This is a genomic window from Corallococcus macrosporus DSM 14697 (assembly GCF_002305895.1).
GTDB classification, from domain to species: Bacteria; Myxococcota; Myxococcia; order Myxococcales; family Myxococcaceae; genus Myxococcus; species Myxococcus macrosporus.
In genome coordinates this window covers 7,564,800-7,585,933 of the sequence record NZ_CP022203.1, presented here as the reverse complement: position 1 = coordinate 7,585,933, position 21,134 = coordinate 7,564,800, and the positions used below count along the sequence as shown (strand labels likewise).

Here is a 21,134-nt window from a genome sequence, read left to right as displayed (position 1 = left end):
ACGAGCCCGCGGGCGTCTTCAGTCCGCGTCGGGGTCGCGCAGCCACTGGAGGGCCTCCCCCCGCGTCTCGAAGGTGCGGGTGGGGATGCTCAGCATGGCCCGCTTCGTCATGCGCCAGGCCTGGAGCCCGGAGGGGGCGTCAGTGACGACCCGGGCGGAGCGCTTCATGCCGTGGAGCTGGGCGAAGGCGTTGAGGCTGGCCATGGCCGTCACCACGTCGCTGGGCATCACCCGGAGCTGGGACTGGTCCACCAGGGCGGACCACTCACCATCCAGGTCGGTGATGGCCTTCTTCACGTCGGCCAGGTACTCGGCCAGGGCCGCGGTCGTGACTTGCGGGGGGTAGACAACCTCGAGGATGCGGTCCTGCGCGTGAACGGTGATCTGGAATGGCATGACGGTGACGGGCTCCGGGCGGGCGCGCCATCCTAGCCGCAGCCGCTGACACGTCTAGAGCGGGGGGCCGGATGGGGCACGCCAGCGGCGCCTCCCCGGCCCTGTCCGGAAGGGCAGGGAATGTCAGACCCACCTGGTACTGACGTCCCTGCCGCTGCTCCGGTACCGGCGCGCCGAAGGGGCGCGACGGCGGTCGCACCCGGCAAGGGGGTTTCATGAACACGAAGTTGTACGTCCTGGGCGCGGTGCTGGGCGCCGCCCCGGGCCTGCTGCCGGTGGTGACGGCTCCGCCGGTGGTCGCCACGCAGGAGTCGCGTCAGGACTCGCGCGGGGCTTCTCGCAAGGGCCGCGGAGGCCCGGCGAAGGGCGCCTCCGCTCCCGTCCCGCAGGCGGGCGTGACGCCGCCTCCAGACGCGAAGGACGCGCTGGAGGCCCAGGGGGGTGTCCCCGACGAAGGCCGCACGAGGGGCGGAGGCCCGCATGAGGCTCCGCGCCACCCGTGCCAGGCCATCACCATCATCCAGGTGCCCTGCGATGCCGCGCAGGAGGCCTGCGAGTACACGTATTGGCACTGCCCGGAGGCCGTGAATCCGCTCCGGGCGTGAGTGACTGAAGCGACGCAGTCAGGAGCGCACGGGCGGCCGGTTCCGCCCGTGCGCTTCTTTTCGCGGCATGTCGGCCGTTCGCTTTTCTCCCGCGGCGCGTGTCCGTCTTGCTTGACACCCCCGGTGCCCCGGCGGAAAAGCCCGGAATCACAGGCGGCCGGCCCTTTTCCTCAGAGGCCGCCAGGGAGCCCGGCATTGAAGCTCGCGACGCTCAAGGACGGAACCCGTGACGGCCGCCTCATCGTCGTCAAGCGGGACAACTCGGCCTATGCGCTGGCCACCAACGTGGCGCTCACGCTGCAAGCCGCGCTGGATGACTGGGAGGTGAAGGAGCCGCAGCTCCGCGCGCTCGACGCCCAGTTGGAGGCGGGCACGGTGCAGAGCCGGCCGCTGGACGTCAGCGCCCTGCACGCGCCGCTGCCGCGCGCCTATGAGTGGGTGGACGGCAGCGCGTACCTCAACCACGTCATCCTGGTGCGCAAGGCGCGCGGCGCCGAGCCCCCGGAGACGCTGAAGACGGACCCGCTGGTGTACCAGGGCGGCTCCGGCGACTTCCTGGCGCCTACCGCCGACATCCCGCTGGCCGACGAGGCCTGGGGCCTGGACTTCGAGGGCGAGGTCTGCGCCATCCTGGGCGACACGCCGCAGGGCACCAAGGCGGAGGACGCGGCCCCGCACGTCAAGCTGCTGATGCTGGCCAACGACGTGTCGCTGCGCAACCTCATCCCCAACGAGCTGGCCAAGGGCTTCGGCTTCTTCCAGAGCAAGCCGGCCACGGCCTTCAGCCCCTTCGCGGTGACGCCGGACGAGCTGGGCGAGGCCTGGCGCGACGGGCGCATCCACCTGCGGCTGCGCTCGGTGCTCAACGGGCAGCAGGTGGGGGACACGGACGCGGGGCCGGAGATGCACTTCTCCTTCTTCGACCTCATCCAGCACCTGTGCAAGACGCGCAGCTACACGGCGGGCACCATCCTGGGCAGCGGCACGGTGTCCAACGCGGACCGCGAGCGCGGCATCTCCTGCCTCGCCGAGCGCCGGATGATTGAGACGATTGAGCAGGGCGGGCCCAAGACGCCCTTCATGAAGCCGGGTGACACCATCGACATCGAGATGTTCGACGCCGAGGGCCGCAGCGTGTTCGGCCGCATCGCGCAGAAGGTGGTGCGGAAGTCATGAAGGGGCTGCGGCTCTACAGCTACTGGCGCTCGTCGGCGTCGTGGCGGGTGCGCATCGGCCTGCACCTCAAGGGCCTGGCGTTCGACTACGCGCCGGTGCACCTGGTGAAGGACGGCGGCGAGCAGCACGGCGCCGCGTACCGGGCGCTCAACCCCATGCGCACGCTGCCCACGCTGGAGTGGACGGAGGCGGACGGCTCGGTGCGCCGCCTGTCCCAGTCCCTGCCGGTGCTGGAGTACCTGGAGGAGCGCTTCCCCACGCCCGCGCTGCTGCCCGCGGACGCGTACCTGCGCGCCCGGACCCGGATGCTGGCGGAGATGGTGAACTCCGGCATCCAGCCCCTGCAGAACCTGTCCGTGATGCAGCGCCTGAAGCAGGAGCTGCACGCGGATGACAAGGCGTGGTCGGCCTACTGGAACGCGCGGGGCCTGGAGGCGCTGGAGGCGGCGGTGCAGCCCACGGTGGGGCGCTTCTGCATCGGGGACGCGGTGACGCTCGCGGACGTGTGCCTGGTGCCGCAGCTCTACGGCGCGCGCCGCTTCGGCGTGGACCTGGCGCCGTACCCCACGCTGCTGCGCATCGAGGCCGAGTGCCAGGCGCTGCCCGCCTTCCAGGCCGCCCAGCCCGACCGGCAGCCGGACGCGGTGCCCGCCTGAGTCGTGGGCGGCGGCCGCGCCTGTCCGGGCGTGGCCGCCGCAAGTGAGGGCCGTCAGCGCGGGGTGAGCACGGCCTCGCAGGTGTGCACCTGCTCGTTCGCGAGGTCCGCCCGGCGCGCGATGCACTTCAGCCGGAGGATGTCGCTTTCGCGGAGGACCTCGCAGGTCCGGTTGACCGGAACCTGCGTCCCGCTGCCGGCGTCGTCGGGCCGCGTGCCACCGTCGGCCTGCAGGGTGATGAGGACATTCGTATCCGCCAGGTACCAGTTGTTGCCCTGGCGGATGTCCACGGTGCCCTCGTAGACGTCTCCCATCGTGGGCAGGCCCGTGCGCTCCTCCACCTCCACGTCGAGGCGGCACTCGCGGTCGGGCGTGCCCACCCGGAGGATGCCCGGCTCTCCGCAGGTGTTGTGGCCCACGTCGAAGGTGACTTCCTGCGCGGCCTGGTGGCACTCCTTGACGCCGCCCGAGTCCGCGATGAGCAGCACGGCCGTGGTGGCGAGCGCGGCCGTGGCCGCGAGGTTCGTCAGGATGACTTTCACGCGCTGACTCCAGTGGGGGATGAGGCGGAGAGGGGCGGCCGCTCGTGGGCGGCGGCGCGGCTGTAGCGCACCGCGGCCCAGATGAGCGGCAACGTGACGAGGTCGGTGGGGTCCGCCCAGGCCCGGAAGCCGGTGATGCCGAGCAGCGCGCCCAGGGGGCGCAGCAGCTCACAGAAGAGGTCCGCCGCGGGCTGGGAGACCTTGAGCGCGGTGTAGAGGCACGCGGTGATGCCCGCGCCCACCGCCACCCTGCGCGCCCGGGGCCAGCGCGTCACCAGCGCCAGCAGCGCGGACACGTAGAGCGGGAGGAAGAAGCAGATGGCCACATCGGACAGCTTGCCGGTGAGGGCGTTGTGGAAGGTGGGCTTGAGCCAGCGGTCGTTCACCGCCATCAGCGCCACCGCGCACAGCGGCAGCGGCGCGAGGAACTCCGGCATGGCGGGGAGGCGCTTCATGGCAGGCGCTCCCCGCTCGACGTGCCGCTGCCGAAGGAGGGCGCCACCAGCCGGGAGGCCGCCAGCTCCGACGCCATGACCGTCATGCCGGTGATGAAGGACAGCCAGGTCAGCGATGCCGCGCGTCTCATGCCCGGACGCCTGCCGCAGCAAGGTCCGTTCCAGCGCGAAGCCCTCGGAATGACTGTTCCGGGGCCGGGAATGGCGGGGCGGCCGTGACAGGCGTGTCAGGGCGCCCGCGTTATCTGGCGGCGGCCCGTCGGCGCTTCCGCGCGGCGGCGACGGTCAGCAGCAGCACCGCGACTGGCACGCCCAGCACCACTGGCCACAGCCAGAGCGGCTCGCCGCCGTGGATGACGGCGCGAAGCTCGCGGCCCTCGGCGGGCGCGTCCATCAGCTCCGCCAGGTTGAGCTTCCACTCCACGGTGTCCTTCTGCTCGTTCACCGTGCCGTTCGTCTCGCCGATGCCGGGGCCGTGGATTCGCAGGGTGAGGCGGTTGTTGACGAGCATCGCCTTCGCCATGCCCTTCGCGAGCTCCCGTGCCGCCTGGTCCGTGGCCTCGTCCCCCGTGCCGACGGGCGGCACGGCGAAGGCCTTCTCCGGGTGGAAGCGCTGGGTGTAGACGTAGTCCCCGCCCTGGCGCTCGATGCGGAAGTCCCACGCCTCGTTCGGCGCCTGCTGGCCCTGGGCGTGCTTCTCGGCGGCGCGGCGGTACAGGTCCGGAAGGCGGGTGACGTCCTTCACCGTCACGTCGTAGACGAGGTGGACCTGGCCCTCCTGCTCGTAGTCCCGGAGCATCACCTGGGTGACCTCGGGGTCCTCGCGCAGCGCCTTCTCGGCCTCGCGGGCCGTCGCGAGCAGCTGCGCCCTGGCGTCCGCCGCGCCGCCCAGCCGCGCCAGGGCCGTCACCGACCTGGGCAGCCCCATGTCCACCACCAGCCGCGCCGAGCCCCCTGGCTCAATCCAGAGGTCCTGCTGCACATTGAAGCAGCCCGTCGTCAGGAGGAGGGGCAGCGCCGCGAGCAGCAGCGCGGGGCGGAGCAGGGGACCAGGTGAGCCCATGGACATGGCCACCCAGTATGCTGGGACTGCTTCACGCGGAGAAGGGGAGCGACGCCACCTTCACGGTGGCGGGCCCCGCCGCCACGGTCAGCTCGGTGCCCGGCTCCAGCGAGTCCCGGTGCACGTAGCCCAGGGCCACCCGCTGCCCGGCGACGGGCGACCGCACCACGCTGGTCAGCCAGCCCACCTTCTTCTCCCCGCGACGCAGCTCGGCGCCGGGGGCCACGTCCACGTCGCCCAGCAAGAGGCCCGTCAGCTTGCGGTTCATGTGGCCGCGGAAGGTGGCCCGGGCGATGACCTCCTGCCCGATGTAGCAGCCCTTGTTGTAGGAGATGGCGCTCGCTAGGTTGGCCTCCAGCGGGATGGTGGTGTCCACCATGTCCTGGCCGTACCGGGGCACGCCGGCCTCCACGCGCAGCAGCTCCAGGGCCTCGAAGCCCAGGGGCTTCACGCCGAGGGGGGCGCCGGCCTCCATCAGGGCCCGCCAGACGGCCTCCAGCCCGGCGCGTGGCGCCCACACGTCCACCCCGTGGGCGTCCGTGGCGGCGTTCCCCAGCAGCCACACCTCCTGGCCCGCCAGCGTCACCGCGCGGGCGGCGAGGTGGGACAGCGGCGCATGGGGGCTGCCCAGGGCGGCCGACAGGACCTCCGCCGTCCGGGGCCCGAGCAGCCGGAGCAGGGCCAGCTCCCCCGTGGCCTCGTGCAGCTCGGCGTCCTCGGAGATGAGGTATTTGTCCAGGAACTCCCGTACCTTGGCGCCGGTGCCGGGCTCCAGGTCCAGCAGCAGGTCCGTCTCCCGCTTGAGGATGCGGGCATCCGCCACCATGGCCCCCTTGGCGGTAAGCATGGCGGCGTAGGCCGCGGTGCCCACGGGCAGGTTGTTCACCTCCTGGGTGACCATCCCGTGTAGGAAGGAGACCCGGTCCTCTCCAGTGATTCGGAGGGTTTCGCGGTAGGAGGCATCATGGAGGACTGCGGACGTCTTCGCCGCCCGGTACTCTGCCTCCACGTCTCCATACCCGGCCACGGTTTCCCGGCCGCCCACTGCGCCGAAGCGGGCGCCCGCCTTCTCGTGAAGAAAATGCAGAGACAGCGGTTCCATGTCCGTCGCTATATAGAGGCGAAGGAGCGAATGCCACGATGGATGTGAAGCACCTGTCGTCCTTCCAGGACTTCTCCCCGGAGAAGCTCCTGAAGCACACCGTCTTCCAGTCCGGCCGTTTCTTCCTGGACGTGTACTGCCTCCAGTCGGGGCAGGCGCAGAAGCCCCACCGCCATGCCACGTCGGACAAGGTGTATGTCGTCCTGGACGGGCGCTGCCGGTTTCGCGTGGGGGCCGAAGAGGAAGTCCACGGCCCTGGTGCCGCCATTTATGCCCCCGCGGGCGCCGAGCACGGCGTCACCAATGACGGCCCCGAGGCCGCCCGCCTCCTCGTTCTGATGACCCCGCCCCCGGAGCATGCATGAGCCCCAAGTCTTCCCCCTCGCCCACTCCCGTGGCGACTCGCGGCGCGCTGGCGCTGCTGGTCCTGGGCCTCGCGGAGAGTGGCCTGTCCATCTTCCAGTGGATGCAGCTGCTCACCCTGCGCGGTGGCGGCTCCACCGTGTGCGGCGTCTCCGACACGGTGAACTGCGAGACGGTGTGGAACTCCCCCTTCGCCAGCCGCGTGCATGAGCTGGTGGGGCTGCCCGTGGCGGCGCTGGGCCTGGTGTGGGGCCTGGCCGCGGTGGGCCTGTCCGCGCTGTTCCTGGCGTGGGCGCGGTCGGGCAGGCCGGTGCGCCCGGCGGCCAACGGGCTGCGGCTGGTGGCCGCCGCGGGCCTCGTCTCCGTGGTCGTCTTCGCGGTGGCGAGCGCGCAGTCGGGCGCGCTGTGCCCCACGTGCCTCGCGACCTATGCGCTGGTGGTGGTGTTCGCCGGTGTGGCCTGGAAGGGCCTGCCCGGGCCGCTGCTGCCTGGCGCGGGCGAGTGGGGTGACACGCTGAAGTGGACGGTGGGCGTCACGGCCGCGGTCTTCCTGGCGACGCTGCTGCCGGGCCGGGCCACGCCCAAGGCGTCGGAGGCGTCCGGGGTCGCGCTGCTGCCGCCCGCGCCGCCGGTGGCGAGCACGCCGATGCCGGGCGTGACGCCTCGGACGCCGCCGCCTCCTCCCGCGTCACTGGAGGAGTTCCTTCGCTCGCTGCCCCCGCAGCATCAGCAGTTCATCGCGGATTCGCTGGCCGCGTACCGCAGTGAGACGCCGCAGCCCGCCGCGGCCCCCGCGCGGCACCGCTACGGGCCCGTGGATGCGCCGGTGAAGATTGTCGAGTGGACGGACAGCAAGTGCCCCCACTGCAAGATGCTGGTGGAGGAGCTGTCCGCGCTGAAGAAGCGTGTCCCTGAAGGGAAGCTGTCGCTGGAGGCGCGCCAGTTCCCGCTGGACGGCGCATGCAACCCGGCGATTCCGCGCCGCGGTCCGGATGCCCCCAGCGTGCGCTGCGTGGCTGCCCGCGCTCAGATTTGCCTGGAGGGCGCGCCGGACTACTGGGAGCTGCGGGAGAAGATGTTCGCCGCGCAGGCCGTGCTGGACACGGAGCGGGCGGTGGAGATTGCGTCGTCGGGCTCGGTGCCGCGCTCGCAGTTGGAGGTGTGCATGAACAGCCCGGCCACGACGGCGAAGATTCAGGAGGACTCTCGCTATGCCATGCGCCACCACATCCAGGGGACGCCGCTGGTGTTGGTGAATGGCCGCGAGGTGATGCCCTCCGCGCCGTTCATCTACGCGCTGGTGATGGCGGACGGGAACCCGAGCGCCCCTGGCTTCGACGTGCTGCCGCCGCCGCGCCCGCGTCCGGTGGGGGGGCACGACGACCACGCGGGTCACAACCACTGAGGACGCAGCACTCGCACCATGGGCAAGCGCGACAAGAAGGGTGAGCCGCCAGCGGCACCGGCGGCTCCGTTCAACAATCCGTTCGCCGCGCTCTCGGCGCAGCGGGAGGCCTTGCCCCAGGCTCCCGCCGCGCCCGTGGCCCCGCCGCCCGTGAAGGCCGAGCCCAAGGGCCCCGCGCGCGCGGTGGTGCGCATGGAGCGCAAGGGGCGGGGTGGCAAGGAAGTCACGGTGGTGGAGCACCTGGAGTTGCCCGCGGCACAGCGCGAGGTGTGGCTCAAGGCGCTGAAGAACTCGCTCGGCTGTGGTGGCGTGGTGGAGGACGACACGCTGGTGCTCCAGGGCGACCAGCGTGAGCGGCTCCCCGCGTTGCTGGAGGCCCGGGGCGTGCGGAAGGTCACAGTCGGCTGAGGAGCCGGAGGCTCCGCATCGGGCGTGGCGCCATGCCCGGGTCTGAAGACTGCCGCCCTTGGACCCAGCGGCGCCCGCGCGAGACCGCCGCTGTGGGTTACGCTTCTTCGTCGGGAAGGAGTGTCCGGAGAAGCTCGTCGTCAGGTCCGAGCGGGCGCCATCCAGCGAGGGGCGGGGTCGCACGAAGCACCGCTCGGGCCTGCCGGACTCGCTCCTTGTGCGTTTCTGGGGTGTAGGCGGTCCACGCGCCGAGTGCCAACGCCACCTCTCCACGGGTCGCGTCGTCCAGCGTGTCTGGCCAGCCGTCCGGAAACCTCTCGGACAACTCGCGCACGAGCACGTCACGAACGAAGCGCGTGACCCGCTTGTGCCGCTCCGCCTCATACAGCAGACCGCTCAACACCTGCACCGCAGCAACGTCGTTGCCCAGTTCGTCGGCCAGGACGTACAGCGGAACGGCAGGGCGTGCTTCGGCAAAGGCGGTCAGTGAATCGTAACCTCGCTCGCGGACGCGCTCGTACAGGCGTGCCTTGATGTTGCCCTGCCAAGCAGCTCCGCCGTTCATCGCCTTCTCCCAGTGACGAAGTTCATTGGGATTCTGTAGTCCCGCATTCGCTTCGCAACCTCCTTCAAGATTTCATTCCGCGTCAACATGCGCCCAGCTTCAATCTCAGCCTCGCGCAATGCCTCCATGATCATCCGGTTCCACGCACCGGGCCATGTACGTCCCAGCCTCCAGTTTCCCCCTCCGTGAATCGCCTCGTGGTGGGCCTGCTCCAGACGGACGCAGAAGTTGTCGATGCCCATGTCGCCCTTGAAGCCACGCCGCTCGAACCACTCCCGGTGCTCTTTCGGCAGGACGTGGTGCTTCGGTGCGTCGGCCATGCCCGCACCGGCCTTGCCCGTCACCTTCATGCCGCGCACTTCGGGGCTGTCCCCCAGCGCCTCGCGCACGCCTTCGGGCAAGTCCTGATTTGCCTGGGCCATCATCACCTGCCCACCGTGGATGCGGACTGCGGCGCTGACGGCTGGGAGGGAAAGGACGCCCGCCTGCACCAGCCTTCGCATCATCTCCACCCACTCAGCCGAGACGACGAGCCGCGAGCCCGCCATGACGCCCCCCGAACTCATGACGAGCCCCACGCCAAGTGTCGCGGGGGCTGATGGGGGTGGCCGGGGGAGCGACATCTTCAGCGTGGAAATCAGGGCGAGCAGCTCCATCACCTGTGCCGCCGCCACAACCTTGCCGCCCACCTCCATGGCCGAGCGCGCCTCCCGACGAATCGTGTCGAACTCGTGGGTCAACTCCCCCATCAGCGCGGGCATCGCGGTCGTCGCCGCCTCGATACGCTGCGAGTCCTCCGAGGCGAATTCCTCCAGCGTCGGAGTCAGCTTGCCTTGAACTCGATGCAGGTCCGCGAACAGCTTCTCGGAGCCGCACATGGGGCAGTCGCGGAGCAGGGCATCCGCGAGTTGGAGGAAGTCCACCCAGGTGGCCAGCAGCAGGGTTCCGAACATCGCGGCCTGGAGCCGGGGCCCCGTCATCTGGAGGAGGCCCAGCTCCATTCCTGAATCCCCCACCTCTGACGCCACGCCCGCCAGCGCGGTGGCGCTCTCCAGCGTCCCTCGGAGCCACGTCAGTTGCTTGGAGCAGTGGTCGAGATAGCGCGTGAAGACACCGTCGAGTCCACGTTCCCCAAGAGAGGACGGACGTGACGCAAGTCGAGCGCGCGCGGCTTCCATTCCCTCCAGGGAGCGCTTCACCTCGCCAATGGCGTCGAGGGTTGCCTCACGCACCGATGCGGCGTTCCGCACTCCACCCCCGACAGCGACGGACGCAGTGCCAGGTCCAGCTCCTATTGCGTCGTTTCGTGGACTCAGCTTCCGCCACAGCCGTTGCTGGGCTTCGGACCCCGCGATGGAATGCGGAGGTGAAGCCGGGACGAGCGGAGCCTCGCTGTCCAGCAACTCCACCCACGCGGGGGACGTGGCCACGCGTGATGCGTCGTGCAGCGTTGAGCCAGGGCCGGAAGCGTGCGCCCTCGTGGCCAGGACCACCGCCACCACCCACAGCAGAACGTCAGCGCGCATTGTCCATCCCCAGGCCCACCGACGCGAAGGCCCCCGGTCGCAGCGTCCCTTCCGCAGTGGGGAACAGCAGCGAGCCGCCCGTCCCCATCGCGTAGAGCTTCCCGCCCAGGTGTCCTAGCTCGCTAGCTCGGCGTAACAGGTCCTCCGGAGTTCGGCGAACCCGGTCGGGGTGAGTTCGGCCAAACCGGTCCGCACCGGTTCGGCCAAACCGGTCCTCCGGGCGTCCCGCCGACAGGCCACGCTGGCTTCCCTTGGAAAGGGAAGTGGCGTGAGTAACCGGAGAGTGGAGATGGACCGGCTGCAGGAATTGGTGCGGTTGCACCGCCTGGGCACGCCCGCGGGCAGCTTCGCCACGTGCCACTGCCCACACCCGCCGCAGCACCCAGCGTGCAACTGGTACTCCGCCACCTCCGGCACCTCCCACACCTGGTGCCGCAGCCCCGGCGAGGCGCCCGGTTTCACACGCACCGGGCCACTGCACCCAGCGCAGGGGCCCGGCGTCACCGGTACCACCTTGTTGCATGTCTCGGTGGGCAGCAGCTCTCGCTGCGTCCCCTTATGCCCGGGCTGCCCGCCTCGCTTGCGCCCCTTGCCCTCGCGCGCCTTGCGCTTCACTCCGGGGCCGTCGCTGCTGGGCGGCTTGCTGCTGTTGGTGCTGTTGGCATTCAGCCGCGACTTCAGCTCCGCGACTTCAGCTCGCAGCGCGGCGAACTCCGCACGCAACTGCTCGATGAGCGTGTCGCGCTCGGCGACCGCCGCCTCCAACTGCGCGATGCGTACATCCTTGGCGTCGGGGCCTGCCACGCATTGCCGTCTCCCACGCCTCGTCGCCCCACGTCGAGCGCCCAGCCTACTCGCCGGCCGGTCCCCAACTCCCCCTCGGCCAACCTCAGACCTCTGAACGGGTACGTTGTCGGGAGGGGCGGCGTGACGGTGTAGGATTCCGCCCGCTCGTCGATTACCCAAGTGCTTGTCAGACGCTAATGCCAACATCCCCGCTTCTTGCCTGCCCCTGCGGGAGGCGCGGGGGGCGGAATGCGTGCTGGCCTTTGGGTGGTAGGTGTCGCCCTGCTGTTCATGGGCTGCTCTGGGGTTGAGTCGTCGACTCGCAGGGACACGTTCCATCAGCGCGCGGGACTTCCCGGGGAGCGGTGGAGTGTTTCGGGCGAAGACCCCGAAAGCGAACAGGAGGCCGAAGAGACCGACGACTCATCAAGGCCACCGCTCCACCGCCGCCACATGTTCCGGGAGTCTGTGTCCCTCGGGGTGGGCGGGAGGCCTCAGGATGCGTTTGGTGTCCTGCTTCAAAATGCGGGGCTCGAAGAGCGCGACACGCGGCCAGTCGCGGGAATCACTCTCTCCCCGACCCATGCCGCGAGACTCCTCCAGACGCTATTGGAGAAGGACGTGACGTTAGGCCAGTTCCCCTCACGCCTCGCGGTGGGCTTCATGCTGCGGGAGGTGCTGGCCACGGGCGAGGTGTCGCGGGTGGAATTGGATCGCCGGGTGGAGCGCTTCCGGCATCTGGCGGTGCTCCGGCCTGACGGGTGCCTCGCGTGGGTGCGCAGCGGAAGGACACAGCAACGGGTGGCGCCTGTCGAGTGGAAGGACGGGGCCTTTCGCGCGCACGGCTTCGAGTTGGGTCGCTTCTACGACGGACGAACGGGCGTTTTCCGCCTGCTGAACGAAGAACTACGGGAGGAGAACGGCTTCCCCATCGCGGATGTTCACGACGATGCCGACGTCATACGTCGCACGCTGGACGGGGCGGAAGAAGCCTTCGTCGGGCTCGCCCTCGCAGTGGGGAAGTTCTTCTCGACGTCGCCAGCGGACAACCTCGCGGCACTCCGAGAGATGCCCGCCGCAGTGGTGGCGTTGCTGGAGTCGTCCCCCGAGTACCTGGAGCGCTTCCGGTACATGACCAGGGGCGAGCAGGTGCAAGCCGTCTCCAAGCTGGTGACGAACCTCATCGCTACATGGGGGACAGTGTCAGCCGCGACGCGCACGTTGGGGGGAGCAGGTTTCGCCACGGCAGAGGTCCCAGCGCTCGTGTTAGCCGCCGATGGCACTGTCGCCATGCGACTCGTGTCCGCATCTGCGGGACGTGCGGCGGGGGTGCTGAGCGGTGGGCCAGGGGCCGCCATCATCCTTCAACGGGCAGGGGAGGGAGGCGGCTCCAGTGCGACGCCACCTGCTGGCCCTGGCGGCATGAAGTCCTACTCGTCGTTCAAGTCCTTCAAACGAGCGATGGGCCCCGCAGGTCCGGGGAAGGAGTGGCATCACATCGTCGAGCAGACCGACGGTAATGTGGGGAGGTTCGGACCGAAGGCGATCCACAACACGGAGAACATCGTTGCGCTCGACAAGGAGCTTCACACGAGGGTGAGCGCGTTCTATTCGTCGAAGAATGTCTCCGCCACGGGCTCCGATGCCTTCACGGTGAGGCAGTGGCTTCGAGCCCAGTCATATGAGGCGCAACGCGAATTTGGGCTCAGAGCCCTGGAGAACGTGAGGAAGGGGCTATGGCGATGACGCTCTCGCAGTTGGTCGAAGAGTTCGCGGAGAATGTTGCTGCACAGAAGGAAGCCATCTGGCGCGGTGATGCGAAGACCGGGAACAAGCATGCGAATCGGTACATCGCCGCGTTCAAGAAGCTGCGTGCTCACGGAGATTCAGGGCGGGACGCGCTGGCCCAGTTGTTCACGCACCCACGGATGGATGTGCGCACCGCTGCTGCGACCTACCTGCTTCGGTACAGAACCGTAGAAGCCAAGGCCGTGCTCGAAGAAGCCGCGAAGGGCGAAGGGCTCATCCCCTTTGAGGCCCAGGAGGCGTTGAAGCGCTGGGCAGAAGGCGCCTGGAGCCTCGATCCGGAGTAGCGCCAGCAGCGTGCTCGCTTGGCCATGAGAGAAGACGGCCCGTAAGCATCCGGTCCAACCCACTTCCCAACCTCTTCGCGGGGTGTTCGAGTCCGGAGCAGGGCTTGGACGTCTCCGTCTTCGCGGGGCCGACGCCGGGCTTGTACTTCGTCGCCGTGGACCAACGCTTTGATCGCTGCGGCGGCCCGGGTGGGCGTGTCCTCGACTGGTGGGAGGTGGAGGTGCCCCCCAACCCGAAGGCCCGGACACGAAAAAGCCCGGGCCGCCGTGAAGGCGCCCGGGCTTCTGTGTGACGACCGTCTTCGCCGTGCGGACTACAGCGCCGCGATGATGGCGTCGGTGAACTCGCGCGTCGTGGCCTTGCCGCCGATGTCGCCGGTGCGGACCTCGCCGGAGCTGTACACCTTCCAGATGGCGCTCTCCATGCGACGCGCCGCCTCGGTGTGCTCCAGGTAGTCCAGCATCATCACCGCGGACATCATCAGCGCGGTGGGGTTCGCGATGCCCTTGCCCGCGATGTCCGGGGCGGTGCCGTGCACGGCCTCGAAGACGGCGGTGCGCTCGCCGATGTTGGCGCCCGGCACCACGCCCAGGCCGCCGACGAGGCCCGCGCACAGGTCGCTCAGCACGTCGCCGTAGAAGTTCTCCGCCACCAGCACGTCGAAGCGGGTCGGGTCCTTCACGAGCTGCATGCAGAGGTTGTCGATGATGACCTCCTCGTAGGTGATCTCCGGGAACTCACGGCCCACCTTGCGGCAGCAGTCCAGGAAGAGGCCGTCCGACAGCTTCATGATGTTCGCCTTGTGCACGGCCGTGACCTTCTTGCGGCCATGCTTGCGGGCGTGCTCGAAGGCGAAGCGGGCAATCCGCGTCGACGCCTTCTCGGTGATGATCTTCAGCGACTCCACCACGCCCGGGACGATGATGTGCTCCAGGCCAGCGTAGAGGCTCTCCGTGTTCTCACGCACCACGACGAGGTCCACGTTCTCGTAGCGCGTCTTCACGTTCGGCACGCTCTTCACGGGCCGCAGCGACGAGTACAGGTCCAGCCGCTTGCGCAGGCCCACGTTGGCCGAAGGGAGGCCGCCGCCCACCACCGTGCCCGTGGGGCCCTTGAGCGCGATGCCACTGCGCAGCACCGCCTCCACCGTCTCGTGCGGCAGGTTGGTGCCGTACTTGGCCACCACCTCCGTGCCTGCGTCCTTGTACTCGAAATCGAGCGGGACCTTGAGCGCCTCGAGGACGCGCACGGTGGCCGCCATCACTTCGGGGCCAATGCCATCGCCATTGATGATCGTGACAGTGCGGGTGTTCGCCATGGGTGCGGATTCACAGCACAATTTTCCTGGCGTCGGAAGAACGAAAACACCCGGCATTCAGCCGGAGGCATGGGGGCCATGAGGAAGGCACACCCCTGGCCCTCCCGGTCGGCTCCCCGCCAGGGAGGCCGCCGCTCCAGGTGTCAGTGCTCGGACGAGGCGGACGGACGCGGGCGCCGGGTGGGCCTGCGCCGGGTGTGGATGGCGTAGGGCCGGTAGAAGGACTCCCACAGGGCCGCCCGGCGGCCCCGGGGCCGGGTCCGCAGCTCGCCCAGGGGCGCCCGGATGAAGAAGGACGACAGGAACAGGTAGGACGCCGTCAGGGTGAGCATCAGCAGGATGGCCGTCACCGCCTCGCCGGGAATCCAGGCCACCCGGGCCCTCGCCAGGAACTCGTCCAGGTCCACCGGCGGCTTCGGGTGGCTGTAGACCTTCACGAACCACGTCATCATCAGGACCATCAGGATGGGCCCGTAGGCGCGGTTGAGCCGGGTGGAGATGGCGGAGAAGAGGGATAGCTGGATTTGCGGCCGCTCCAGCTCCAGGGCCAGCTCGCGCAGGGCGTCCGGGTCCACGGGCTCGCGGCGGAGCATGGGCGCCCACCACCCGTCCTCCAGCAGGCGCACCCGGCGGTTCCACAAGTCGTAGTAGCGGTACCGCCGCGCCTCGATGAGGAGGAAGGACACCACCATCCAGATGCCCACGAGGAAGGTGACGTGGGAGCTCTGCGTGGAGGCGAAGCCGAAGGAGATGACCGCCGCCGTCGTCGTGAGCGCCCAGTTGGTGGTGGTGTCCAGGCGCGTGCGCCAGGTGTCGGAGCGGCTCAGCTCCCCCCGGAAAAGCTGCGCCATCGCCTGCTGGGACAGCCAAGGCGATTCCAGCACATCGTTCTTGTCGCGTTCGCGCACGGCCATCCTTCCCCGGAAGGTGGGCTGGGCAGTGGGCGTTTGCAATGCGGCACGGGTGCTGGCGGCAGGCAGGCGGGCGGGCGCCCGGGTGGCCAAGGCGGGCGGGCATGAACAGCTTGCTGACTTGAACGTGCCCGCCGTGAATTCCATCCAGGCCCTGTCCGACCTCCTCCAGGAGGAGCGCGAGCGCGTGGCGCGCCTGTGGGCCAAGCGCCTGCGCGCGGAGACCTATGACGTGGAGGTCCCCGGGAGGGACTTGCGCGCTCCGTTGCGCCGGCTGCTGGACGAGCTGGCCCGCCTGCTCAGGGACCGGCCGGAGGACGCCGTCCGGCTCTGGCCGGAGGTGGTCCGCCCGCACGGCGCCTTCCGCTACAGCCAGAACTTCGACCCCGAGGACCTGTCACGCGAGTTCAAGTCCCTGGAAGAGGTGATGCTGCACGTCTACGCGCGGCGCAACGGCGGCTTCATCGAGCCCGAGGTCGCCGAGCTCATGGCGGAGCTGGTGTGGGAGGCGGACGCCGCGGCCCAGGCGTCCTACGCGCGCATCCTGAAGACGGAGGAGGTGCGCTTCCGCGAAGCGGCGGTGATGGAGTCGGTGCTCAACCAGGTGGACGTGGGCATCATGCTGGCGGAGGTGGACGGCACCGTCTCCTTCGCCACGCCGCCGGTGAGCCGGCTCATGGGCGTGCCCATGCGCGCGGTGGTGGGCGCCCGGGCGGCGAGCACCATCACCCCCGTGCTGACGCAGGTGAACGCGCGCCACCTCACGGGCGAGCCCTTCAAGCTGGCCGACATGCCCTTCCTCCGCGCCCTCAAGGAGAAGGGCCCGGTGCGCGGGGTGATGATGGTGGTGGAGCGCCCCGGCGGGGACACCGCCACGCTGGAGCTGAGCGCCACGCCCGTCTGGGAAGAGGAGGGCGAGCTGGCCGGCGCCATCCAGACCTTCACCGACCGCACGGAGGCGGTGAACAAGACGAAGGCGCTCCAGAGCGCGCACGGGGAGCTGCGCCGGCTGCAGGGGCGGCTCTTGCAGCGCACCCGCCAGCAGGCGCTGGGGCAGCTCGCCAGCGGCGCGGCGCACGCGCTCAACAACTTCCTCAACGTGCTGCGGCTGCGCATCACCCTGCTGCAGCGCGAGTTCAAGCCCGAGCACCTGGAGGCGCTCGACAAGACGGTGCAGCAGATTGGCGAGCTGGTGGCCCGGCTCCAGGAGTTCAACATCCAGCGCACCCAGGAGCAGCCCACCGACGTGCCGGTGGACCAGACGGTGCGCGAGGCGCTGGAGCTGGCGCGAGGCGAGCTGGAGCAGCGCGAGCACCCCGTGTACGTGGACCTGGACCTGGGCGGGTCCGGCAACGTGCGCGCGGACACGGGCTTCTTCCGCGAGCTGGTGGTGAACCTGCTGCTCGTCGCCAGAGACCGGATGGAGGCCGGAGGCCGGCTGCACGTCTCCACGCGCGCGGATGGGGCTGCGTGGCTGACGCTGCGCATCGAGGACGAGGGCACGCCCTACGCGCCCGATGAGCTGGCGCGGCTGTTCGACCCGCTGCGCAGGGACGCGGGCGCGCCGCAGCTCTCCCTGTTCCTGGCGGTGGCGCGGGCGCAGGTGGAGCGCTGGGGCGGCGAGCTGACGGCGGAGGTGCCGCCCTCCGGTTCGGGCACGGCCTTCGTGGTGCGGCTGCCCCGCGCGCATGACGGCGTCACGGCCACCGCGCCTCGTCCGGAGCCGGCGCGCGCGGAGGTGATGCGGCCGGCGGGGCCCCGGCGCTTCCAGCAGACGCGCCGGGTGCTGGTGGTGGACGACGACCTCGACAACGCGCGGATGATGGCGGAGGTGCTGGGCGAGGAGGGCTACGAGGTGCAGGTGGCCCACAGCCCGGCGGTGGCGCTGGGGATGTGGGACCGCCGCCGCTACGACGCCGCGCTGCTGGACGCGGTGATGCCGGAGATGAGCGGCTGGGAGCTGGCCCGCGAGCTGCGCAAGAAGTCTCCGCAGGCGCTGCTGGCCATCGTCACCGGCATGGACGTGCGGGGGCAGAACCGCTCCAACCTGGCGCTGGTGGACGCCGTGTTCCGCAAGCCCATCGACGTGGGCGCCCTGGACGACTTCCTGGGGCAGGCGGATACCGATATGCCCGACAATGGTCCGAACCCCTCGGGGGCCGCGCCGCCCGCCTGAGCGACGCGGACGGGACGTCGTGGCGCCTCCCGCCCTCCGGTAACCCTTGGGGCTACATTTTTCACTCAAAGTGTTGCGGAGGCCGTCACACGCCCGCGCTGCTTCTTCGTGGAAGCCCCCGGACTTCTAGCGAAAAGACGCCACCGCAACGCAATCTCGCCGTGTGTCTGAAACTGAGAGTGTGGCTCGCGGCTTGCTCCGGGTCCGCGCTCCCGCCGGTGCCCGCGGTCCTGATTCGGGCGTCCACCCCCGGCGGTTGCCCCACCCCACGAGGTTCTGCGTGAGAGTCAATCTGAGCGGCCTGCTGCTGGCCGGAATGCTGCTGGCCGGCGGCGGTGCCATGGCGGAAGAGAGCGCGGTCTGCGAGGGCCGTACATCACAACCTCCCCTGCAGCGGGACGCGCAGGGGCGCGTGAAGGTTGGCGAGGACGTCGTCTCCAGCTTCAAGTCGCGCCAACCCGCGGCGCGGCCGGAGGGCGTCCGCGCCAAGGCGGAGCTGTCCTGGACGGACCGCATCAGCAGCCCGGGCGCCACGTACATCGCGCCGCACTTCAGCCAGTTCGCGCTGGCGCCGGGGGATTACGTCATCGTCCGCGCGCCGGACGGCTCGCGCGAGTACCGCTACGAGGGCTTCGGCAAGGGCGACGGCAAGGCGCCCCTGCGGGAGGGCTTCTGGAGCGGCCACATCTCCGGCGACGTCGCCATCGTCGAGCTGTGGAGCGTGGGCGGCCGCGCGAAGTCCGGCTACGCCATCGACCGGTTCGCGCGCGGCTTCGCCAACCTGGCGGCGCTGGGCGACGAGGACAAGGACAACAAGGCCCTCTGCGGCACGGACGACTCGCGCAACGCGCGCTGCTACCAGGGGGCGGACCCGCGCCAGTACAAGCACTCGCGCGCGGTGGCCCGCCTGCTCATCAACGGCAGCGGGGCGTGCACCGGCTGGCTCGTGGGCAACCAGGGCCACGTGATGACCAACGAGCACTGCATCGCCAACGCGACTGACGCGGCCAACACCGACTTCGAGTTCATGGCGGAGGGCGCCTCCTGTTCCTCCACGTGCAACTTCGGGCTCGCCTGTCCGGGCACGGTGGTGGCCACGACCTCCACGCTCATCGCCGTGGACGCGCCGCGCGACTACGCCCTGGTGCGCCTGCCCACCAACCCCACGGCCACGTACGGCTACCTCCAGCTCCGCAACGCCACCGCGGTGGTGGACGAGCGCATCTACATTCCCCAGCACCCCGCCGCGTGGGGCAAGTACATCGCGCGCAACTCCACGCACGTGTCGGACGCCTCGGGCTTCGCGGAGGTCTTCGCCCTCAACCGCCCCGCGTGCTCGCCGGGCGGCCCGCTGGACATCGGCTACTACGCGGACACGCAGGGGGGCTCGTCGGGCTCGCCGGTCATCGCGAACTCGGACCACCGCGTCGTCGCGCTGCACCACTGCGCCAACTGCCCCAACCGCGGCGTGCCCATCACCTCCATCATCAGCCACCTGGGCTCGCTGCTCCCGCAGTGCGCGCTGCGCAGCGCCGCCTGCCCGGACCCGTATGACGTCTGGATGCGCGACACCTGGTCCGACACCGGCCTGGAGCCGGACGCGGCCACCGCGGGCCAGGACATGTGGGCCAGCCCCTACATCTGGATTCGCCGCAACCCGGACGGCGTCGCCAACCCGCACGTCCACCAGAACCCGGAGCTGGGCGCCACGAACTACGTCTATGTGAAGCTGCACGGCGGGCCGCGCCCGGGCGCCTCCGGACGGCTCAAGCTGTACTACGCGAACGCGTCCACCGGCCTGGACTGGGACTCGGACTGGACGCAGTTCGGTGACCTCCCCATCAACGGCTTCCCCGCGGACACGCACATCGCCATGGTCCCCTGGAGCGGCCTGCCGGGCGAAGGGCACTACTGCCTGGTGGCGCGCTGGGAGTCCGCGTTCGACCCGATGTCCTTCCTGGAGGGGACGGACATCGGCACCAACGTCCGCCAGAACAACAACATCATCTGGCGCAACGTGAACATCGTGGACCTGGAGTCGGGCTCGTCGGAGATTCACTTCATCGTCCGCAACGTGCACCGGAACGTCCGGGCGTTGAGCCTGGCCGTGCGCGTGCCGGAGGCGGAGCTTGGCCGGCCCTTCCCGGTGAAGGCGGGCCGCGTGCTGGTGCGGCTGCCGGAGGCACTGTTCAAGGGCTGGCTGGAGGCCGGTGGCAGGGCCGAGGGCCTGGAGATGGTGAACCAGGAGGGCACCTTCGAGGTCACCTCGCCCGAAGGCGGGGTGTTCCACGGCCTGCCGCTGGCGTTCCGCGAGGAGCACCAGGTGCGGGTGCGCTTCGAGCGCTCGGCGGACGCCACCGAGGAGCCCTACCGCCTGGAGTTCGTGCAGTTCGACCAGGACGCGCCGGACCGTGAGAGCCTGGGCGGCATCGGCTACGACATCTACGCCTTCGGCGAGCCGAAGCCGAAGCAGTAGCCGTCGCTCCGCCTGACACGGGCGGGGCGGTGACGGGGGGGGGCACGGCAGCCGGGCGTTGGCTGCCTGCCCTTCTCTTGTCATGGTGGGCGGGGGTGTCCACCTGTGAAGCAGGAGGAGACACCACCATGTCACGCAAGACGATGGACTGCCGGAAGGCGCCCAGCGACATCCACTGCACGCTGACGATTTCCGGCGAGGAGGACGAGGTCTTCAACGCGGCTGTCGCGCACGCGGTCTCCGCGCATGGCCACGAGGACTCCGCCGAGCTGCGCGAGATGATTCGCGGCCTGCTCGAGGACGAGGAGCCCTCGGCCGGCATCGGACGCGCCATGCCCATGCAGGAGCCGCAGCAGCCGAGCAGGCACTGAGGGGTCGTGCTTCCTCAGCGTGTGGGCAGCTCGCGGAACGAGATGCCCTCCAGCTCCATGCGGCGCACCGTTTCCATGAACCGCTCGGTGCCGACAATCATCGTGGCGAAGTTGCCCACCCGGAACAGGTCCACGTCCGCTGGAAGCGAGGCCGCGTCGAGGATGGGCTCGTCGGGCCGACGGAGCCCGAGGCGTCCACAGGTGGCACACCGAGCAGGCAGTCCGGGGGGCAGGCAGTCCGCGTGGAGCTGGCCACGTGGGTCGAGCTGAAGCTCCAGGAGCATGGGGGCGTCCTGCTGCCGGAACCGCAGCTCCGTTCGAGCGCCGAGCAGTCCGCGGATGCCTTCCTCCTGAAGTCGCTCCAGCGCTTCGTGGCGAATCAGCAACAGGCTGCTGCCCAGCCACGCGAAGGGACCGAACCGCCCCGAGGCTGTTCCCATCAGGGGGCCGAACGTCGTCCCTGGAGGAAGTGGGGCGCCTGAGGGCGCCAGGGGGCGCACCAATTCCCGGAGCCGTGCGAACTCGTTGAATGGCTCGGACCTGGCTTTCAGGAACGCGCGCTCTTCGGGCAGGACGGACAAATCGACAGCGGGGTACTGGTGCCCTGAGCTGGCCCAGGTCTCGCCGCAGCCCGGGCATCCCGCAAGGCCAGGCAGCCCCCATTTGTGCGCGGCGTTGAGGCTGCCGTTGAGGCGGGGTTGCACTGTCGAGTCTTCGCGCAGCCAGAAGAAACGCGTCAT

General features: G+C 69.9%; 23 protein-coding genes. 11 read left to right on the top strand and 12 right to left on the bottom strand.

What is annotated here, in order from left to right; genetic code table 11:
- Window positions 1-18: 18 nt before the first annotated feature.
- A complete protein-coding gene (locus MYMAC_RS30680; protein ID WP_095960641.1) occupies window positions 19-396 on the bottom strand; it encodes a SpoIIAA family protein in 378 nt (125 codons plus the stop codon).
- A gap of 215 nt (window positions 397-611) precedes the next feature.
- On the opposite strand from MYMAC_RS30680, the gene MYMAC_RS30675 reads away from it, so the two are divergent.
- From MYMAC_RS30675 to maiA, 3 genes are all read left to right on the top strand, one after another.
- A complete protein-coding gene (locus MYMAC_RS30675) occupies window positions 612-1,001 on the top strand; it encodes a hypothetical protein (RefSeq protein ID WP_095960640.1) in 390 nt (129 codons plus the stop codon).
- Between the two features lie 195 nt (window positions 1,002-1,196).
- A complete protein-coding gene (locus MYMAC_RS30670) occupies window positions 1,197-2,177 on the top strand; it encodes a fumarylacetoacetate hydrolase family protein (RefSeq protein ID WP_095960639.1) in 981 nt (326 codons plus the stop codon).
- A complete protein-coding gene (gene maiA / locus MYMAC_RS30665) occupies window positions 2,174-2,833 on the top strand; it encodes a maleylacetoacetate isomerase (RefSeq protein ID WP_095960638.1) in 660 nt (219 codons plus the stop codon). The genes MYMAC_RS30670 and maiA overlap by 4 nt, the downstream gene beginning before the upstream one ends.
- 53 nt (window positions 2,834-2,886) lie before the next feature.
- Here the strand turns inward: maiA and MYMAC_RS30660 are convergent, their stop codons facing one another.
- The 5 genes from MYMAC_RS30660 to ygfZ all read right to left on the bottom strand — a co-directional run bounded on the left by MYMAC_RS30660 (window position 2,887) and on the right by ygfZ (window position 5,995).
- On the bottom strand, window positions 2,887-3,375 hold the full coding sequence (locus tag MYMAC_RS30660; RefSeq protein ID WP_095960637.1) for a hypothetical protein: 489 nt from the start codon (window positions 3,373-3,375) through the stop codon (window positions 2,887-2,889).
- Complete coding sequence (locus MYMAC_RS30655; RefSeq protein ID WP_013938006.1) at window positions 3,372-3,830, bottom strand: hypothetical protein; 459 nt, start codon at window positions 3,828-3,830, stop codon at window positions 3,372-3,374. The genes MYMAC_RS30660 and MYMAC_RS30655 overlap by 4 nt, the downstream gene beginning before the upstream one ends.
- On the bottom strand, window positions 3,827-3,961 hold the full coding sequence (locus MYMAC_RS38465) for a hypothetical protein (protein ID WP_275663047.1): 135 nt from the start codon (window positions 3,959-3,961) through the stop codon (window positions 3,827-3,829). Before MYMAC_RS38465 ends, MYMAC_RS30655 begins: the two co-directional genes overlap by 4 nt.
- A gap of 110 nt (window positions 3,962-4,071) precedes the next feature.
- Window positions 4,072-4,893, bottom strand: a complete 822-nt coding sequence (locus MYMAC_RS30650; RefSeq protein ID WP_239989108.1) for a hypothetical protein — start codon at window positions 4,891-4,893, stop codon at window positions 4,072-4,074.
- Window positions 4,894-4,924: 31 nt separating this feature from the next.
- Window positions 4,925-5,995 (bottom strand): CAF17-like 4Fe-4S cluster assembly/insertion protein YgfZ, encoded by a 1,071-nt coding sequence (gene ygfZ, locus MYMAC_RS30645; protein ID WP_043710299.1) that lies wholly within the window; start codon window positions 5,993-5,995, stop codon window positions 4,925-4,927.
- Between the two features lie 38 nt (window positions 5,996-6,033).
- Here ygfZ and MYMAC_RS30640 point away from each other — a divergent pair, with 38 nt between their 5' ends.
- From MYMAC_RS30640 to MYMAC_RS30630, 3 genes are read left to right on the top strand one after another with little or no spacing between them, the layout of a single operon-like run.
- Window positions 6,034-6,360: a cupin domain-containing protein gene (locus MYMAC_RS30640; RefSeq protein ID WP_095960635.1), complete on the top strand. Its 327-nt coding sequence runs from the start codon at window positions 6,034-6,036 to the stop codon at window positions 6,358-6,360.
- Window positions 6,357-7,763: a vitamin K epoxide reductase/DsbA family protein gene (locus tag MYMAC_RS30635; RefSeq protein WP_204817043.1), complete on the top strand. Its 1,407-nt coding sequence runs from the start codon at window positions 6,357-6,359 to the stop codon at window positions 7,761-7,763. The genes MYMAC_RS30640 and MYMAC_RS30635 overlap by 4 nt, the downstream gene beginning before the upstream one ends.
- Before the next feature lie 18 nt (window positions 7,764-7,781).
- Window positions 7,782-8,171, top strand: a complete 390-nt coding sequence (locus tag MYMAC_RS30630) for a translation initiation factor (RefSeq protein ID WP_013938012.1) — start codon at window positions 7,782-7,784, stop codon at window positions 8,169-8,171.
- A gap of 97 nt (window positions 8,172-8,268) precedes the next feature.
- On the opposite strand, the gene MYMAC_RS30625 is transcribed toward MYMAC_RS30630, so the two are convergent.
- The 3 genes from MYMAC_RS30625 to MYMAC_RS38750 all read right to left on the bottom strand — a co-directional run bounded on the left by MYMAC_RS30625 (window position 8,269) and on the right by MYMAC_RS38750 (window position 11,066).
- On the bottom strand, window positions 8,269-8,736 hold the full coding sequence (locus MYMAC_RS30625; RefSeq protein WP_095960633.1) for an NUDIX hydrolase: 468 nt from the start codon (window positions 8,734-8,736) through the stop codon (window positions 8,269-8,271).
- Entirely contained in the window at window positions 8,733-9,968 is a 1,236-nt protein-coding gene (locus MYMAC_RS30620) for a DUF2380 domain-containing protein (RefSeq protein WP_338025976.1), read from the bottom strand. Before MYMAC_RS30620 ends, MYMAC_RS30625 begins: the two co-directional genes overlap by 4 nt.
- 408 nt (window positions 9,969-10,376) lie before the next feature.
- The gene (locus MYMAC_RS38750; RefSeq protein ID WP_095960631.1) at window positions 10,377-11,066 is read right to left on the bottom strand and encodes a DUF6444 domain-containing protein; all 690 of its coding nucleotides are present in this window, start codon (window positions 11,064-11,066) and stop codon (window positions 10,377-10,379) included.
- 231 nt (window positions 11,067-11,297) lie between these two features.
- Between MYMAC_RS38750 and MYMAC_RS38075 the strand changes: the two genes are divergently transcribed.
- Both MYMAC_RS38075 and MYMAC_RS30605 read left to right on the top strand, forming a co-directional pair.
- On the top strand, window positions 11,298-12,794 hold the full coding sequence (locus MYMAC_RS38075) for a hypothetical protein (protein ID WP_239989107.1): 1,497 nt from the start codon (window positions 11,298-11,300) through the stop codon (window positions 12,792-12,794).
- On the top strand, window positions 12,791-13,141 hold the full coding sequence (locus MYMAC_RS30605; RefSeq protein WP_043712789.1) for a DUF2019 domain-containing protein: 351 nt from the start codon (window positions 12,791-12,793) through the stop codon (window positions 13,139-13,141). The genes MYMAC_RS38075 and MYMAC_RS30605 overlap by 4 nt, the downstream gene beginning before the upstream one ends.
- Before the next feature lie 314 nt (window positions 13,142-13,455).
- On the opposite strand, the gene MYMAC_RS30595 is transcribed toward MYMAC_RS30605, so the two are convergent.
- Window positions 13,456-14,460, bottom strand: coding sequence for an isocitrate dehydrogenase (NAD(+)) (locus MYMAC_RS30595; protein ID WP_013938015.1), 1,005 nt, complete (start codon window positions 14,458-14,460; stop codon window positions 13,456-13,458).
- 143 nt (window positions 14,461-14,603) lie between these two features.
- Window positions 14,604-15,374, bottom strand: coding sequence for a DUF2270 domain-containing protein (locus MYMAC_RS30590; RefSeq protein WP_095960629.1), 771 nt, complete (start codon window positions 15,372-15,374; stop codon window positions 14,604-14,606).
- A gap of 13 nt (window positions 15,375-15,387) precedes the next feature.
- Between MYMAC_RS30590 and MYMAC_RS30585 the strand changes: the two genes are divergently transcribed.
- The 3 genes from MYMAC_RS30585 (at window position 15,388) to MYMAC_RS30575 (ending at window position 20,394) form a co-directional block, all read left to right on the top strand.
- Window positions 15,388-17,547 (top strand): response regulator, encoded by a 2,160-nt coding sequence (locus MYMAC_RS30585; RefSeq protein WP_095960628.1) that lies wholly within the window; start codon window positions 15,388-15,390, stop codon window positions 17,545-17,547.
- Between the two features lie 280 nt (window positions 17,548-17,827).
- A complete protein-coding gene (locus MYMAC_RS30580; protein ID WP_239989105.1) occupies window positions 17,828-20,023 on the top strand; it encodes a trypsin-like serine peptidase in 2,196 nt (731 codons plus the stop codon).
- A 128-nt stretch (window positions 20,024-20,151) separates the two neighbouring features.
- Entirely contained in the window at window positions 20,152-20,394 is a 243-nt protein-coding gene (locus MYMAC_RS30575) for a DUF1059 domain-containing protein (protein ID WP_095960626.1), read from the top strand.
- A gap of 14 nt (window positions 20,395-20,408) precedes the next feature.
- Here the strand turns inward: MYMAC_RS30575 and sitI6 are convergent, their stop codons facing one another.
- Complete coding sequence (gene sitI6 / locus MYMAC_RS30570; protein ID WP_095960625.1) at window positions 20,409-21,134, bottom strand: SitI6 family double-CXXCG motif immunity protein; 726 nt, start codon at window positions 21,132-21,134, stop codon at window positions 20,409-20,411.